16 protein-coding genes and 1 pseudogene are annotated in these 15,295 nt (G+C 67.4%); 10 read left to right on the forward strand and 7 right to left on the reverse strand.

What is annotated here, in order from left to right; genetic code table 11:
• The first annotated feature begins 161 nt into the window (after positions 1–161).
• Genes YWW_RS33695 through YWW_RS0102725 form a run of 3 tightly spaced genes read left to right on the forward strand, consistent with a single transcriptional unit; the run spans position 162 to position 2,442 of the window.
• The gene (locus YWW_RS33695; RefSeq protein ID WP_155829859.1) at positions 162–851 is read left to right on the forward strand and encodes a YbaB/EbfC family nucleoid-associated protein; all 690 of its coding nucleotides are present in this window, start codon (positions 162–164) and stop codon (positions 849–851) included.
• The gene (locus YWW_RS33700; RefSeq protein WP_051325307.1) at positions 851–1,879 is read left to right on the forward strand and encodes a hypothetical protein; all 1,029 of its coding nucleotides are present in this window, start codon (positions 851–853) and stop codon (positions 1,877–1,879) included. Before YWW_RS33695 ends, YWW_RS33700 begins: the two co-directional genes overlap by 1 nt.
• On the forward strand, positions 1,876–2,442 hold the full coding sequence (locus tag YWW_RS0102725) for a hypothetical protein (protein WP_026928887.1): 567 nt from the start codon (positions 1,876–1,878) through the stop codon (positions 2,440–2,442). Before YWW_RS33700 ends, YWW_RS0102725 begins: the two co-directional genes overlap by 4 nt.
• A gap of 831 nt (positions 2,443–3,273) precedes the next feature.
• Here YWW_RS0102725 and YWW_RS33705 read toward each other — a convergent pair.
• The 4 genes and pseudogenes from YWW_RS33705 to YWW_RS0102745 form a co-directional block, all read right to left on the reverse strand.
• Positions 3,274–4,066: pseudogene (locus YWW_RS33705) on the reverse strand (transposase).
• 163 nt (positions 4,067–4,229) lie between these two features.
• Positions 4,230–5,429, reverse strand: a complete 1,200-nt coding sequence (locus tag YWW_RS0102740; RefSeq protein WP_026928889.1) for a serine hydrolase domain-containing protein — start codon at positions 5,427–5,429, stop codon at positions 4,230–4,232.
• Between the two features lie 211 nt (positions 5,430–5,640).
• Positions 5,641–5,847, reverse strand: a complete 207-nt coding sequence (locus tag YWW_RS34740; protein ID WP_162145910.1) for a helix-turn-helix domain-containing protein — start codon at positions 5,845–5,847, stop codon at positions 5,641–5,643.
• Positions 5,848–5,942: 95 nt separating this feature from the next.
• The gene (locus YWW_RS0102745; RefSeq protein WP_026928890.1) at positions 5,943–6,242 is read right to left on the reverse strand and encodes a hypothetical protein; all 300 of its coding nucleotides are present in this window, start codon (positions 6,240–6,242) and stop codon (positions 5,943–5,945) included.
• Between the two features lie 382 nt (positions 6,243–6,624).
• Between YWW_RS0102745 and YWW_RS0102750 the strand changes: the two genes are divergently transcribed.
• Together YWW_RS0102750 and YWW_RS35675 are read left to right on the forward strand one after the other, a co-directional pair.
• On the forward strand, positions 6,625–7,677 hold the full coding sequence (locus YWW_RS0102750; protein ID WP_026928891.1) for a hypothetical protein: 1,053 nt from the start codon (positions 6,625–6,627) through the stop codon (positions 7,675–7,677).
• Positions 7,678–7,871: 194 nt separating this feature from the next.
• Positions 7,872–8,147: a hypothetical protein gene (locus tag YWW_RS35675; RefSeq protein WP_155829861.1), complete on the forward strand. Its 276-nt coding sequence runs from the start codon at positions 7,872–7,874 to the stop codon at positions 8,145–8,147.
• Positions 8,148–8,154: 7 nt separating this feature from the next.
• On the opposite strand, the gene YWW_RS0102755 is transcribed toward YWW_RS35675, so the two are convergent.
• The gene (locus tag YWW_RS0102755; RefSeq protein ID WP_026928892.1) at positions 8,155–8,751 is read right to left on the reverse strand and encodes a GNAT family N-acetyltransferase; all 597 of its coding nucleotides are present in this window, start codon (positions 8,749–8,751) and stop codon (positions 8,155–8,157) included.
• Positions 8,752–8,790: 39 nt separating this feature from the next.
• A complete protein-coding gene (locus YWW_RS0102760) occupies positions 8,791–9,120 on the reverse strand; it encodes a hypothetical protein (protein ID WP_026928893.1) in 330 nt (109 codons plus the stop codon).
• Positions 9,121–9,584: 464 nt separating this feature from the next.
• Between YWW_RS0102760 and YWW_RS0102770 the strand changes: the two genes are divergently transcribed.
• The 4 genes from YWW_RS0102770 (at position 9,585) to YWW_RS27970 (ending at position 13,687) form a co-directional block, all read left to right on the forward strand.
• On the forward strand, positions 9,585–10,190 hold the full coding sequence (locus tag YWW_RS0102770; RefSeq protein ID WP_026928894.1) for a dihydrofolate reductase family protein: 606 nt from the start codon (positions 9,585–9,587) through the stop codon (positions 10,188–10,190).
• A gap of 378 nt (positions 10,191–10,568) precedes the next feature.
• Positions 10,569–10,904 (forward strand): YciI family protein, encoded by a 336-nt coding sequence (locus YWW_RS0102775; RefSeq protein WP_026928895.1) that lies wholly within the window; start codon positions 10,569–10,571, stop codon positions 10,902–10,904.
• The gene (locus YWW_RS0102780) at positions 10,901–12,121 is read left to right on the forward strand and encodes an RNA polymerase sigma factor (protein ID WP_026928896.1); all 1,221 of its coding nucleotides are present in this window, start codon (positions 10,901–10,903) and stop codon (positions 12,119–12,121) included. The genes YWW_RS0102775 and YWW_RS0102780 overlap by 4 nt, the downstream gene beginning before the upstream one ends.
• Positions 12,122–12,244: 123 nt before the next feature.
• Positions 12,245–13,687 (forward strand): MFS transporter, encoded by a 1,443-nt coding sequence (locus tag YWW_RS27970; RefSeq protein ID WP_211228406.1) that lies wholly within the window; start codon positions 12,245–12,247, stop codon positions 13,685–13,687.
• 64 nt (positions 13,688–13,751) lie between these two features.
• Here YWW_RS27970 and YWW_RS0102790 read toward each other — a convergent pair whose 3' ends face one another.
• Positions 13,752–14,357, reverse strand: a complete 606-nt coding sequence (locus tag YWW_RS0102790) for a TetR/AcrR family transcriptional regulator (protein WP_026928897.1) — start codon at positions 14,355–14,357, stop codon at positions 13,752–13,754.
• A gap of 65 nt (positions 14,358–14,422) precedes the next feature.
• Between YWW_RS0102790 and YWW_RS0102795 the strand changes: the two genes are divergently transcribed.
• Entirely contained in the window at positions 14,423–15,289 is an 867-nt protein-coding gene (locus YWW_RS0102795) for an alpha/beta fold hydrolase (RefSeq protein WP_026928898.1), read from the forward strand.
• The last annotated feature ends 6 nt before the right edge of the window (positions 15,290–15,295 follow it).

Consider the following 15,295-nt stretch of genomic DNA (forward strand, 5'->3'; position numbering starts at 1 on the left):
GTAACGCTGTCGGTTTCTCTGTGGCACAGGTGGTTCAGCGGGTCTTTTCCGTCATGTTCGGTCTTCGGAGCCCGCAGCGGGCAGGCCAGCAGGGTTTGCATGTCGTTGCTACGCTGGGTGCTGCATTCTGTGATCCCCTCGACACCGAAGGCGGCTGAGCGTTGCCCTCTGTTTTCGAAGACCCCGAAGGCTATATGCGAGAGTTCCAGGGCCGTATGGCCTCTATGGCGGAGAAGGCCTCATCTCTGGGCGAGGCGATGGAAGCCGCGCAAGCGTCCGTGACCTCCCCTGACGGAGAGGTCACGGTGACGGTTGGCATCGGCGGATCGCTGCAGGACCTCTATTTGAGTCCGGCCAGCCGGCAGATGTCGGCCCAATCGCTCGCCGAGTTGATCAAGGTGACCTACCGCGAGGCGGCGGATCAGGCGGGCCGTAGCGCCACCGGCGCTTTGGCGTCGGTGTTCGGCGAGGACAACGACCTGGTGCGCCAGGCCCGCGCGCGGACGCAGGGTGAGGAGTATGCCGCCATGGGTGAAGGATTCAACGTGCCGGACCCCGAAGCGTTCCAGACACATGTGGATGGGATCGACTCGAAGGTGATCGGCCCGGTCACGCAAGCGCACGCGGCCGCGGAGGCCAAAGGTGCGGGCAGCATGCTGGACTTCGGGATCGTCAACCTTCCGTTCGCCGCGGGCGCCATGGCCATCGCGGCGATCGCCACGAACCTCATCGAGACCGCCCGGGAGGCCGCCAAGGAGGCGTCGGTCCGCGTCAAGGCGACCTGCGACGCCTATGAGGAGTGCGATTCCTCAGTCGCCGAGACCTTCAACGTCCACATCAGGGGCAACTAGTGAACGACCTCATCGTCAACGACACTGCAGACGATCCGCCCTGGGGAGAACTCGACGGCGCTCGCGTGGCCGCCAGCGCGCAGGACCTCCTCAATTCCGACACGGGCCTGGAATACGCCCTCAACGGGACCGTGGCCGCGCTCGACCTGCTCGCGTTCGTCGCCAACCCGTTCAAAGAGTTCATTATGGCCGGCGTCGGGTTCCTCATCGAGCACGTCGACTTCCTCAGGGAACCCCTCGAATGGGTGGCCGGGGACCCGGGCGCGATCAACGCGACCAAAGACACCTGGGGCAACATCGCCGGGGTACTCGACCAGGCCGGCGAGGACCTCAAGGCTGAGCTGGACTCCCTGTCCGAATGGCAGGGCGACGCCGCCGACACCTACCGGCTCCTGCTGACCGACTTCGGCGACGCCATCAAGGGAGCGGGTACCGCTTCCGACATCATGGGCGGCTACATGATGGTCATGGGCATCTGGACCGCCGTCACCCGCGGCCTGATCCTAGAGCTCATCTGTGACTTCGTCTCCCGCGCGATCATGTACGCCCTCGCGGCCCTCGCTTCGTCGTGGATCACCCTCGGCGGGTCGTTCGCGGCGATGATCGGCGGCATCATCGTGGACGCGATGAGCGTGAGCGCGAAGATCATGAAACATCTCACCAAGCTCGGCGACGCCATGCAGATGCTCAGCACTCGCTTTACCAAGCTCAACGAGATCGTCGGCGACCTCGGTCGAGTCCTGTCCAAGTTCAGTTCGGCCAAGCAGATCGATCTCTCCTTCGGATCGCTCGCCAAGGGTACGGACATGAAGTTCGCGGATCTGATCAATCGGATCCGCAATGACATCCCGAGTCCGGGCACGCAGGGTTTCAGGTCGGGTTACCAGGCGGACAACGCGAAGTCGATCTTCGACACCATGGCGAACCCGTTCGGAGGAGGGCTCGGTGACATCCTCACCGGCTATCCGATGACCGGGTTGAAGGGTCTGCTGGGCGGCACGCCGAGTGCCGTGCAGGACGGCGGATGAGCGCCGCCGCTGCCGGTCTGATCGAAGTCGCGGTCGTCGCCGGGGGGATCGTGCTGTGGCTGGCCGGGGCCCTCACGGTGATGTACCGCGGTTTCATCCTTCCGGCGGTGAAGTTGGACGACATCAAGTTCGAAGTGGCCGAGAACAGAGGGCTCTTCTTCAACCAGGAGGACCGCGACCGAGCCCCTCGAACGGAGGCGGAACTGCGGGAGCAGGTCGCCGAGAACGAGCTCCGTGCGCTCGCCTCCTCCCAAGGTGAGAGCCGCCGCTATGTCGTCTGGCAGGCCTGGCGGAGCGACCCCGGCTTCAAAGCCGAGGCGCGACGGCGTTTCCGGGAGTACTACGTGCCGCGGCAAGCGTACATTGCGCTGCTGTGCGGCGGTGTCTGGTCGCTGGCCTTCGTGCTCACCGAGCCTTTGCAGGAGGCCCTGGTGCCCGCGGACATCGAAATCCTGTTCCCCGTTTATGTTCTCGTCGCGCCGCTGTGGGTCGCCGTCGCGGTGATGACCCTGCTCGAAGGCGCAAAAGCCGCACATCGCAGGTCGAAGCAGAAGCATTTCTGACTCATCGCGCCGAGCCCGCAGAGGCGTTCGACCTCGCCGACTTCATGAGGGACTTCGAAAGGCAAACTGGCGGTGCTGCGCGAAAACTCTGAGTTCACCGGACGCAGGTAGGCCGGCGGACGGATCTGATCGGTTTCAGATTGCGCGGGTTCTGAACTCCATTCCGGAATTCCTGGCCTGCCCGACCAGTCGCTTCACACTTCGATCACGGATACCGAACTCGGCGGCGAGTTTCTTTTGCCGAGTGCCTTCCGCGTAGACTCTGACGATGGACTCGCGCTGTTTCGAAGTGAGTCGCCTCTGAAGAGCTCTTGGGGTGCAGATCTCGGCGACCGTCGACTCGCCTCGGCGTCATTGGGGACGTACCATGAGGGACCTGAAGCTTCAGGGCGTTTGCCTTCGACTCGTGAGAGCCTGTCAACTATCGCGTCTACCCGGGGATTTGGGTTCGCATAAGCATGCAGTGCCTCCACCACGGTGCTCGTTGGTGCTCGACCATGTATAGCGGTGATCGAGCACCGCGAGGTATCAGAAGCGACCGTGTGATCACGGGAGAATGCAACGTCGGGGCTTCAGGGTGTCGACCCCAAAGGATCATGCCCTACCGTCCACTACACCACCGACCTGCCCCACTGCGGCGGCGCAACCGACCTCGCCTCCGCCACCCTCCAACTCCTCGACATCACACCAAAACCGACATGAGGAAAAGACGTCGACGCCCTGGGAGCCGTCAGGAAATAAGTCCGCGATTTCGCGGCCACGACCATGAGGCATGAGCAAGACCTTGGGCATCCTCGCTGCGGGCGAATCGATGGAGTCATTGAGGCTTTCTCATCCTGATTGGCGTTCTTGTTGGTCGAGGGTGGCGATGGCGCGGGCGATCTGGGTGGCCTGGTGTGGGTCGCAGCGGAGTTTCCGCAGGAGGCGCCACTTCTTGAGTTCTGCGAAGGCTCGCTCACCGGCTCCGCGCAGCCGCGCATGGAGCCGGTTGTGCGCCTTCTGGTATTCCGGTTTGCCCTTCCCCTTGTCGGGCGTGACGACCAGATCATGGTCCAGCCCTTGTCGGCCAGGGCGAACAGGCCGTACTCGCGCAGCAGGCGCGGGATCTGGGGAGGTCCGGTCTGCGGGCGGCGGCGGTGCCGTGGATCGAGCCGCGGATCGCGCCCGAGATCCACAACAGATGTCCGTCCGGATCGGCGATCACCTGCAGGTTCATCCCGTGGGATCGGTGCTTGACCTGGTAGTAGGGTCGGTCGGCGGCGAGGCGGTCGGTGCGGATGAGGGTGCCGTCGAGGATCATCAAGCCTCGGCCCGAGCGCTTGGCCTTCCGCAGACCGGCGCGCAGCGTCAGCGCATGCTGCGAAGCAGGTCGATCACTTCGTTGACGCGCCGCGCGGCGGTGGCTCGGGAGACCCCGAAGCCCAGGGCGAGCTGCTCATAGGTATGGCCTTGGTGCAAATAGGCGAAGGTGGGCAGCGCCTGCTGGCCGGGTTCGAGGACCCGCCAGCGGGAGCCGATGGTCGTGCGGGTGGGGACGGACGAGCCGGGCGGCGAGGCGCGGGGTACGGCTCGAGAGGGGCAGGGTGGCCTGGGTGCCGCAGCATTCGAAGCTCCTGGCGGGCAGCGGAAGTAGACGGCCGTTGTTCTACAGGAGCTTCTTTCTTGCCCCACGACCGAACTCACCTAGGTTGAGAAAGACTCATTCTTTGACGGCTTCCTAGGGCCCCGCAGTCGAGGGTGCAGGGACTGTTCCCTGCTCACCCTCGAAGCTGCCGGAGGTGGCTCCGTCACTGCTCCTGCCCGCAAAGAGCCTGGTCCACCAGGTGCTGCAGCGCTTGCCCGCCCTGCATAATCTCCTCGGGGCCGGCCATGCCCGTCGCGGAGACGACGACGCCCTTGCCGCCGTCGGCCGTCTGAGCGACGAGCGTGTCGCCCCCGACGACCTGGCCGCCCAGGTCCCACTGCTCGCCGCCGCACGACAGCGGCTGGCGCAGCAGGCTGAGGCCGTACTCGGCGCCGGGCATCATCTGCTGCATGGCATCGTCGACGGGGACGGTCTGCTGCATCTTCTCGAGCTGCTCGTCAGGCAGCAGCTCGCCGCCGAGCAGGGCGGTCATGAAGGTGTCCAGGTCCCGCTTGGTGGTGATGAGCTCGGCCGCGGCGTCGAGCGAGGACGGGTTTCGTACCGTGGTGTCCACCCAGGTGGACCGGTCCTCGGGGAACTTCTTGTACGTCTTGGCGTGCGGCTCGGGGACGCGCGGGTCGTCGCCGGGCGCGAAGGTGTCCTCCATGCCGAGCGGGTCGAGGATGCGCTCTTGCAGCTCCTGGCGCCAGTCGTTGCCGGTGACCTCCTCGATGACCATGCCGGCGACGACGTAATTGGTATTGGAGTACGCCCACGTCGGCTCCGGCTCGTCTGGGCCCGCGGGCGGGAAGAGGGGCTCTTCCGCGAGTGCGATGGCGACGAGGTCCTCGGGGTCGTAGTGGGTCCACCGCTCGTTCTCGAAGGCGGTGGCGGTCATGTCGAAGTCTTTGACGGTGGAGTAGTTGGGCAGGCCGCTGGTGTGCTGCAGCAGGTTCCTCAGCGTGATGGCGCTGCCGTCATAGCCGTTGCCGGAGATCAGGCCGGGGAGCCAGCGCTCGACGGAGTCGTCGATGGCGACCTCGCCCTCGGCTTCGAGTTGCAGCAGGAGGGTGGCGATGAACGTCTTGGTGACGCTGCCCGCTCGGAAGTGGCCCTCCTCTGGGACGGGCTCGTCCGTGATGACGTCGGCGACGCCCGCCCCGGCCGAGTCGTAGTGTTCGCCGTCTCGCACTTCGGCCGACACGCTGACGAACCCGCCCTCCTCGTGGGCCGCCTCCACCGCGGACTGCAGTGATGACGAATCCCCCTCGAGGTCATCGGTTGCCGTGCAGGCGGCAGTGGTCACGGCCAGTGAGGCGAACGCCCCGATGACGGCGGCAGTGCGGCGGTGGATCGAGTGCATCGGCTGCCTCTCAGCTCAGTACCCGGGGCCGTCCCCGGGCGTGTGCCGCCAATCCTCTGTTTTCGATGGTCCAGCGGCAATGCAGCCTTCCCTATTCTTTGAGTAGAGAAATCTCCCGGACTCCTCGGGTGCGGACTCGATCCGACATCGGAGCCGGTCCCAACTGGAGGCCACCGGGTCGGGGGCCGATGTAGCGAACAGGGCGGGAGTGTCAGGTCGCTTGTGGTTGTGAACCGATCACCCCGGCGTTCCGAGCAGTCTTGACCAGGCGTTTGACGCTCCGGATGCTAATCCCGTGCGCCGCCGCGAGTTCCTTCTGCGGGATACCATTGCTGAACGCGACGGCGATCTCCAGGCGCTGGTCGGCGGTCAGCCTGCGGCTCAACGCATGGGGTTGCAGCAGGGGTGGCTTGTCCACAAATGAAGGATCGCAGTCCGGACGTGGCTGCCAGGAGGGGCCTGACGGCGATGTCGGCGGCTCGAGTGGGGCCGCCATACTGTCGATCACCTCGTTTACCTGCGAGTTTGGGTTCGAATAAGAATGTAGAACCTCCACCGCACCACTCCCCTCATGGGGCCCATGTGATCGCCTGTGACCGGCAGTAGCTGGTCGCGGGCGATGTCATTATGTGACTCAGCGCCGATGCCGGGTTCGATTGCCTTGATGTCCACCTCGCCGCCCTCCACCGCGACGCCGACGACCTTGACGCCGCGACCGCTGTCCTCGAACGCGCCATCGACCGCACCCGCCCCGACGCCTGGGCCGCCCTCACCGAAGCCCGCACCGCCATCGGCGACGAGATCGGGGCCCAAAAGCCCGCCGAGGCCAGCGTCTCTGGGCTACTGGCGATCACAACACGGCCCCCATGTGACCGGCTGTGCCCGTTCGCAACCGGTCACAGACACTGCGAACCACATCAGCTGCTCCTTCGTGGCAGCATGTTCGAGGTGAGCTCCACGACGACCGAGCCTTCCCTGCACAAGCAACAGGCCTCTATTGGCCCGGAGGCTTCGTCCGCTACTCAGCGTCTGTCAGGAACTTGGCTTTGAGGAGTGAGTGTCGGATCTTGGACAGTGCCGTTCGATGGCCTGCGCCATAATGCGAAGCCTGTTCCGTCCCCCACGGTGAAGGCGATCGGTCATCGACGCGAGCGAGCTGCAGGCGATCCTGCCCGACAACGGCCCCTCGGCCCAGATGTACGGCTCACTCGCAGCTGTTCTCGCGGGTTTCGCATTCACCGGCCTGGTGCTCTACCTCGGGCGCCAGAACGCCCACCCCGTCGACGGCGGCCGCGGCGCCGAAGGCGGCCGCATCGAACCGAAGTTCATCGTCAAGACCCTGTTCTACGCGATGAGTTCACTGATGATCTGCGCTTTCCTGTATGCGCATCTGGCCAGCAAGGGCCCCTCACCCCACCAGGCCCTGCTCGGTCTGTCGCTGTCGGGCCTGGTGCTGGGGCCCGGTGTGCTGTCGCTGTTCTACGCGCTCAACCTCGTCATGGTCAACCACGCCGTCACCAGGGCCGCGGCCGAATCCACCCGCTGGGTCGTGGCCGCGGTCGGCCCGGCGGTGACCATCAGCCTGCTGACCGACATCTTCGACCGCGCCTGGGACTTCGGGTGCGGCGGCGCCTGCCCGGGGTGGCTGTCGCCGCGCTGGTGGGGCTTTGGCATCGCGGTCGCGCTGGCGGTGGTGGGCCTGCTGATCACCATGCCGCCGTTCACCGCCGGCGAGCCGCTGCGCCGGCGCGTCGAAGCGATGGTGCGCACCAGGTGGCTGCGGCGGACCAGTGACCTCATGCGGCGGTGGCCCGACGCGCCGGCGCTGCTCACGCTCGTGCTCGCCTCGATCATCGCCGTCACCTCCATGTGGTCCCGAGGCGGCGCGGCCGACCTCGACCCCCGGTACTGGGTGCATGCGGTCATGGGCCTGATGGCGGTGGTGATGGTGGCCTTCGCGTTCGCCACCGGCAGCGTCCTGGCGCCCATGCCGTTCGTGCGGTTCAGGCGGATCGACGGCCGCAAACTCCGGTGCTCCCTGGTGGCCGGGCGGCCCTGGGCGCGGGTCGCCACCTGCGGGAGGGGCCGGGCCGTGCTGGGCATGGTGGTCGGACTCGACTCGAACCGCCCCCGCTGGAAAGCACCGCGCGGCGACGACTGGGTCGGTGCCGACCCGCGCCGCCGACGCGATGTCGAGCACTTCGCCAAACGGGTATGGGAAGCGCGCCGCGGCACCGACGGCACCTGAGACCGCAACTGCCCGGGACTGCGTGGGCCAGTCGTTCCGGTGCCGAGAGCGCCTTTGCCACACCCAGCAACCAGTACTGCACCTGCCGCTGATCAGCACCGTAATCGTCCCTTCAAGGTGTCACGGTGTTCTACGTCCCCCGTGGCCTCCCTGGGCAAGGCAGAGTGTTGGGAGAACTATGCATGGAGAGACAGATGGGCATTCTCGATCAACTTCCGGCACCGATAGGTGTCATCATTGGCGCTGTCGGCTCATATGCAGCATCGAGCCGGACCGACAAACTTTGTTGGCAGTGGTCTCGGGCGGAACGGTGGGATGAGAAGAAGTTCGAGATCTACACGGACTATGCAAATCTCCTGAAACGTCAGACCAGGATTGCGCTGTGGATCGGCGTAGCCCGGGGCTTCGAGCACGGTGCTGCGCCGTTGGACCCTGACGAAGGCATGGAACTACTGGCCGGAGCAGAATGAGCTGTTCTCAACCTGGCTGATGTTGTTTGAGGATGGGGCTGTCTTCGGTGGTCTCTTTGGGGTGCCGCCATTCGTCGCGGGTGATCTCGTACCAGACCTCGCCGTGCTCGGTGCCCGGGAGCGGGTTGTCGAACGCTTGATGGGAGGTGCGCAGGTAGCGCAGGCCGCACTTTTCCATCACTCGGCGGGAGGCGGTGTTGATGGCCATGGTCTCGGCGCTGACCCGTTCGGCGCCCAAGTGCGTGAAGGCATGGTCGACCAGCGCCCGACCGCCCTCGGTGGCCAGCCCTTGGCCCCAGCGCGCGCGGCGCAGCCGGTAACCCAGTGACGGTGCGGTCGGTCCGTCAGTGAGAACGATCAAGCCGAACCAGCCGAGGAAGGCTCCCTCGTGGTCTTCGGCGATGAATCGGCTGTGCGCGGGGTATCGCCGACGCTCGGCCAGCAGCTCGGCGATCTCGGCGGCCACTGCCGCCCGGGGAGGCGGGGCCCAGTCGATATGTCGCATCACATCGGGGTCGCTGTTCAGCGCAACCAGCAGATCGAGGTCTGCTGATCGCAAGTGGCGCAGTCGCATGCGCTCGGTCGTCAAGTAGGTCTGGCCCACCGGGTCACCGTATGCCAGGTCTGGCCGGGGCACCAGCGATTACCGGGTCGCGTTCCCCGAGCGGCGTTCGAGAGCGTTGAGGGGGGCGATGGCTTGGGCGATCTGGGTGGCCCGGTGCGCGTCGACAGCGGCAGCGCCATCAGGCACAACAACATCGAGGGCTCCTGGAAGACGACGAGTTTGGTCGCCAGTTGTCGTCCCAGGAGCTTCTTCATCGGCCTGCAACGAAACTCGCCACCGATGAGAAACGCTCAGGGGGTCGTCTTCGTAAGTGGGTTCGATCGTGGGGGAGAACTCGCGGACGCCGAGCAGCCGTTCCCAGATCGGCTCGGACGTGGTGATGGCGATGCCGGTCTGGATGTCGATCATGTACCGACGTGCGAGAGCGGTTGCCTCACCGCGCCCGCCATGGGATGAAAGTATCCCGGCCCCAGCCAGGGCACCACCGCCATCACATGTTAGAGCGAATCCGAAACATCAAGCGCCACAACAATAATGAATAAATGTCGACATTCCGTCAGGATGACTTGCGGTAGTCGAGCTGGGCAGGTGCGTTCTGATGAGTTTCAGGACCACCTGTCGGTGGTTGTCGGTAGGAGGGCCGGTGCCAGAGCATGGGCGAGCGGAGTGCTGGGGTGATCAAGGGAGCGCTGATCGGTAAGAGCCCGCGTGATGACGCCGAGCTGAAGGACCTCCGCTTACAGGTGGTCAGGTCCTCGGACGAGGCGATGGGCTGCAGGATTATGGGTTTTCTCATTACTCCATGGCGTGGCCGATGAGTTCGTGGCTCCCGGCCGGTCCAAACTCATGACATCCAAGGAAAGGACATCACCATGTCGGAGCTTCTGGTCGATTTCATCACCTCCCTCGACGGCTACGCATCGGGAGAGGGATGGCCTGGGTTCTGGGGCCTTGAGGGCCCGGAGTACCTCGCCTGGCTCGGTGAGCAACCCGAGGTCACCTACCTGATGGGAGCGAACACCTACCGCCTGATGTCGGGCTTCGCCGCCGGCGAGGTCCCGACCGGCCAAGACGAGTTCAGGCCCGAAGAAGAGGCGTCGGTCGACGAGCTCACGCAAGCGTCCAAGGTGGTGTTCTCCTCTTCGCTCGAGGAGCCACTGACGTGGGCCAACTCCACGCTCGTCCGGGACGACGCCGTCGAGGTGGTCCGCGACATGAAGTCGAGCGGCTCGGGGCTGCTCAGCACGATCGGCAGCCTCAGCCTGTGCCGGTCCCTGCTGCGAGCCGGACTCGTCGACCGCTTCCGGGTCGTGATGTTCCCGGTGATCACCGGGGCCACGGGCGCGGAACGCATCTACGACGGCTATCCGGACGCCGCACTCGAGATGATCGAGCACCGCACCTTCGACGGCCGCATCCAACTGGTCGAGTACAAGCCCCGCGTGCTCGAACACCCGCCGCTTGGCACCCCTGCGTGACCTCGCCCTGTCCGCCGGTGCCGAACGCCACCGCCTGCCGCCTCCTCGAACTGGCCGATCCCAATGCGGTCCTCACCTACACGGCACCTGTGTCGACCGAGGCGGTATCGGCGCTCGCCGCCGATGCCAGGGCCTTGAGAACCGTGTCCCGACCGACCTTGAACTTGCGCGTGAGCGCCCGAATCTGGACTGCGAGGTCTCTTTGCGGCATGCCGCCGTTGCAGGCGATGACGATGGCTTCGCGTTGTTCAGGCGCGAGCCGTCGGTCGAGCAGGCGCGGGGTAGCGGTGCCGCATAGTTGGGCGCGGGATTGCAGTCAGGACGGGGCTGCCGCCAGACACCGCGCGGTTGTCGCGAAGGCGTGTCAGACTCAGCCCCATGAAGTACGTTCTGCTGATCTGTGATGACGAGACTCGGTCACCGAGCAAAGAAGAGCTGAAGGCCGACCCGACGCACCAGGCGTGGGAGGCGGACCTCGAACGGCGGGGCGTCGAGCTGTTCGGCGCGAGGCTGCGCCCGACCGCCGCCGCCACGACAGTCCGGTCCCGCAATGGCGAGACGCTGGTCGCCGACGGGCCGTTCGCCGAGACCAAGGACTTCGTCGGCGGCGTCGTGGTCGTCGACTGCGCCGACCTCGACGAGGCGATCGAGATCGCCGCCGGCCACCTCTACGCGCAGTGGGGAAGCGTCGAGATTCGCCCGGTCTGGGAATGACCGCACCCGAACACGCCGTCCGTGCGGCGGTCGACGCGGCCTACCGTGACGAATGGGGTCAGGTGGTCGCGACGCTGATCGGATTGACTCGGGACTGGGACCTCGCGGAGGATTGCGCGCAGGACGCGTTCGCGGCCGCGCTGGCGACCTGGCCGCGCGACGGCATTCCGAGCCGTCCGGGCGCCTGGCTCACCACCGCGGCGCGCAACCGCGCGACCGACCGGCTGCGGCGCGACACCGCCGGGAACGCGAAGCTGCGCCAGCTCGCCATACTGGCCCGCGACCAGGGCGAACCGCCAGTGGGCGAGATCCCCGACGACCGGCTGCGGCTGATCTTCACATGCTGTCATCCGGCACTGCCGTTCGAGGCCAGAGTCGCTCTCACACTGCGCACGCTCGCCGGATTGAGCACCGCCGAGATCGCCAAGGCGTTCCTCACCGCCGAGACCACGATGGCGCAACGTCTCGTCCGCGCCAAGCGCAAGATCGCCGAGGCCGGCATCCCCTACCGCGTCCCCCCGGCCGAACTGCTCCCCGAACGACTGGCCTCGGTGCTCGCGGTGCTCTACCTGATCTTCAACGAGGGCTACAGCGATCAAGACTCGCGCAGAGCCCTGACCGCAGAGGCGATCCACCTCGCCAGGGTGCTCGCCCGCCTGATGCCGCACGAGCCCGAGCCGCTCGGCCTGCTGGCGCTGATGCTGCTGAACGAGGCCCGGCGCGCGAGCCGCACCGACGACGGCGTGCTGGTCACGCTCGAGCAGCAGGACCGATCCAGATGGGATCGCGCCTTGATCGCAGAAGGCGTGGCCGTGCTCGACCAGGCGCTGGCCATGCGACGCGGCGGCCCCTACCAGGTGCAGGCCGCGATCGCCGCCTGCCATGCCGCGGCACCCGACACCGCGAGCACCGACTGGCCGCAGATCGCGGCCCTCTACGCGGAACTGGCCCGCATGGCGCCGTCCCCGGTAGTGGACCTCAACCGGGCCGTGGCGGTCGCGATGTCCGAGGGCGTCCCCGCCGGCCTCGCACTGGTCGATGAGCTCGCGCGGTCCGGCCGCCTCGACGGGTACTACCTGCTGCCCGCGACCCAGGCCGATCTCCTCAGACGGGACGGCCGCACGGCCGAGGCCCAAGCGGCCTACGAAGAGGCGCTCCGGCTGGCGCCGTCAGAGGCGGAGCGCCGCTACCTGACCGGCCGCCTCAACGACCTCTGACCTGCGTCAACGGCCTAGAGCGGCCGTTCGCCGCAAAAAACGCGGATTTTTTCTCCAGCGATGTCGATATCCGGGCCGCCCCTTCGTCGGTGAGGCAAAACCGACCTGACGGAGGAACGACCGATGTCACTCATGGAACTCCAAGCCGAGACCACCACGACCACCGGAGCACCGCCGACGCCGCGGATCAGGCGAGGGCTCATCCTGGCCCTGACCTGCGCGGCCGGGGCGATGGTGGGTCTCGACACCGCCATCGTGAACGTGGCGGTGCCGTCGATCCAGCGCGACCTCGGCGTCGGCGCCGGTGTGGTGCAATGGGTCGTCGTCGCCTACGGACTGCTGCTCGGTGGATTCCTCCTCTTCGGCGGACGGATGACCGATCAACTGGGGCGCCGACGCGTCTTCGTCACCGGACTCGCCGTCTTCACCGCCGCGTCGCTCCTGGCGGGCATCGCGCAGGACGCCGCCCTTCTGATCGCGGCCCGCGGCCTCCAGGGATTCGGTGCCGCGCTCATCGCACCGGCGGCCCTGTCGCTGCTGGCCGCCACTTTCCCGGAGGGGCGGGAACGCAACCGAGCGTTCGGCGTCTTCGGGGCCGTGGACGGGGCCGCCGCGTCCGTGGGGGTCGTCGCGAGCGGCCTGCTGGCCGCCGGTCCCGGCTGGCGTTGGGCGTTCTTCATCAACGTCCCCGCGGGCGCGCTGTTCATCGCGCTCGCCCTGGCGTTCCTCGCCCGCGATCGGGCCGGCGACCGCACCACGCGCCTCGACATCGCCGGAGCCGCCACGGTGACGGGCGGGCTGCTGCTGTGCGTCTACGCGCTGCACCACGCCACCGGGCACGGCTGGCTCTCCTGGTCCACGCTGGCGCTGTTCGCGGCGGCCGCCGTCTTGATCCTGGCGTTCGTGCGGATCGAGGCACGCTCCTCCGCCCCGCTCGTGCCGGCCGCGACGCTTCGGAACCGCACGCTCGTCGCCGCCAACGTCACCGCGTTCCTCCAGTCCTGCGCCTTCCTCGCGTTCATCTTCATCGGTTCTCTGATGATGCAGCAGGAACTCGGCTATTCGCCGGCGAAGACCGGCCTGGCATGGCTGGCCACGACGGTCACCGTCCTCGCGGCGGCCATGATCGGCTCCCGGCTCGCCGCCGTCGTCGGCGTGCGATGGGTGCTGATCACGGGCCTCTCGCTCTTCGCCTTCGGAGCGCTGTGGCTGACGAGGGTCCCCGCCGACGGCGGTTACCTCGCCGACCTGCTGCCGGCCTTCCTGCTCGCCGGGCTCGGCTGCGGGATCTGCTTCCCCGCGCTGCAGATCGGCGCCCTGACCGGCGTGTCGCGATCGGAGCTGGGGCTGGCGGCCGGCCTCGTGCAGACCATGACCGAGATCGGCGGCGCCGCGGGCGTGGCCGCGGTGTCGGCCGTGCTGGTCGCCGGATCCGGCCTCGACGGCTTCCGCATCGCCTTCGCGTTCATCGGCGTCCTCGCCGTCGTCGCCGCGGCCACCGCCGCCTTCGGACTGGGGCGCGGCGCCCGCGGGGCCGCCGCCGAGAGCAGCCACCATGCCGAGTAGCGGCGCGCCGACGCCGGGCCGGGAGGGCCCGGCGTCGGCGCGATCCAGGATCCCTCGACTCCGGTCATTCGCGGGCCAGGGCTTCGATCAACGGGCGCACGACGGCGACCATGTCCGCTTGCGCGGCGGCGGGCGACGGCGCGGCGTCGACGTAGAGCGCCGCCTCGTCGGCCATGGCGAGCAGGACGTGCGCCAACGGCTTGACCGGGAGCGGCGTGAGCGCACCGGCGGCCACGCCCTCGCTGAGCATGCCCTCGACCAGGCCCAGGACGTGATGCTGGCAGATCGCGCGCCAGCGCGCCCACCCGAGCACGGACGGCCCGTCGATCAGGACGATCCGCTGCACGTGCGGGGTCTGGCAGGCGTCGAGCCAGGCGGTGAAGGTCTCCAGCATCAGCTCCACGAAATCGCCGTCGCCGCTCGTGCCGGCGGCGGCCACGAGCTCCTGCGCGATCTCATGCTCCACCTCGTCGAGGACGGCGGCGAACAGCTCGGTCTTGTCCCCGAACTGGTGGTAGAGGGCGCCGCGGCTCACCGACGCCTCGCGGACGATCGCCTCGGTGCCGACCCCGGCGAAGCCGTGCTGGGCGAACAGCGTCCTGCCTGCGGCGATGAGGGCGGCACGGGTCGCGGCGGAGCGGTCGGCTTGCGTTCGGCGTGAAAGAGTCATACAATCTGTCCGTAAGTTGCGTGCAGGTTGTATGTAACTTTACCCCTGACTGAAGGGATGGGCTCATGTCCTCGATCGAACTTCCGCATGGCACCGTAAACTACCGGGTCACCGGCCCCTCCGACTCGACGGCGCGTCCGGTCGTGTTCGCCCACGCATTCCTGGTCGACGCCGGGGTGTGGTCACCGGTCGCCGACCTGCTGGCCGCGCGCGGCATCCGCTCATACGCGCCCGACTGGCCGCTGGGCGCCCACCGGGTCCCGCTGGGGCCCGACGCCGACCAGTCGCCGCGCGGCGTGGCGGCGCAGATGCTGGCCTTCCTCACGGCGTTGGACCTGCGGGACGTCACGCTGGTCGGCAGCGACACCGGCGGCGCGCTGTGCCAGTTCGCCATCGACATCGACCCCGACCGCGTCGGCGCGCTGGTGCTCGCCAACTGCGACGCGTTCGACACCTTCCCCCCGTTCCCCTTCAGCGTCTTCTTCACACTGCTGCGAGGGGACTTGCGGATGCGGGCCCTGCTGCAGCCGATGAAGTGGCGCCGGTTCCGGCACTCGCCGATGGGCTTCGGACTGCTGGCGAACGACCTCGATCCCGAGCAGACCAGGCGGTGGATCGAACCGTGCCTGTCCGACAAGGCGATCCGCAGCGACGCGATCCGCTTCCTCAACGCCTCGGATCCCGACGAGCTGCTCGACGTGTCGACCCGCTTGGCCGACTTCGCCGGTCCGGTGCGGATCGTCTGGGGCGGCGCCGATCGCGCCTTCAGCCTCGACCTCGGCAGGCGGCTGCAGCGGGCGTTCACCGACGCCGAACTCATCGAGGTGCCCGGGGCCAAGACCTTCGTCCAACTCGACGCGCCGGACGTCCTGGCCGACCAGATCGCCGCGATCAGCGCCCGACCGTCGCGCGCCTACACCGACCCGTCTTGAACGCCG

Source organism: Glycomyces tenuis DSM 44171, assembly GCF_000427885.1.
Lineage (GTDB): Bacteria > Actinomycetota > Actinomycetes > Mycobacteriales > Micromonosporaceae > Glycomyces > Glycomyces tenuis.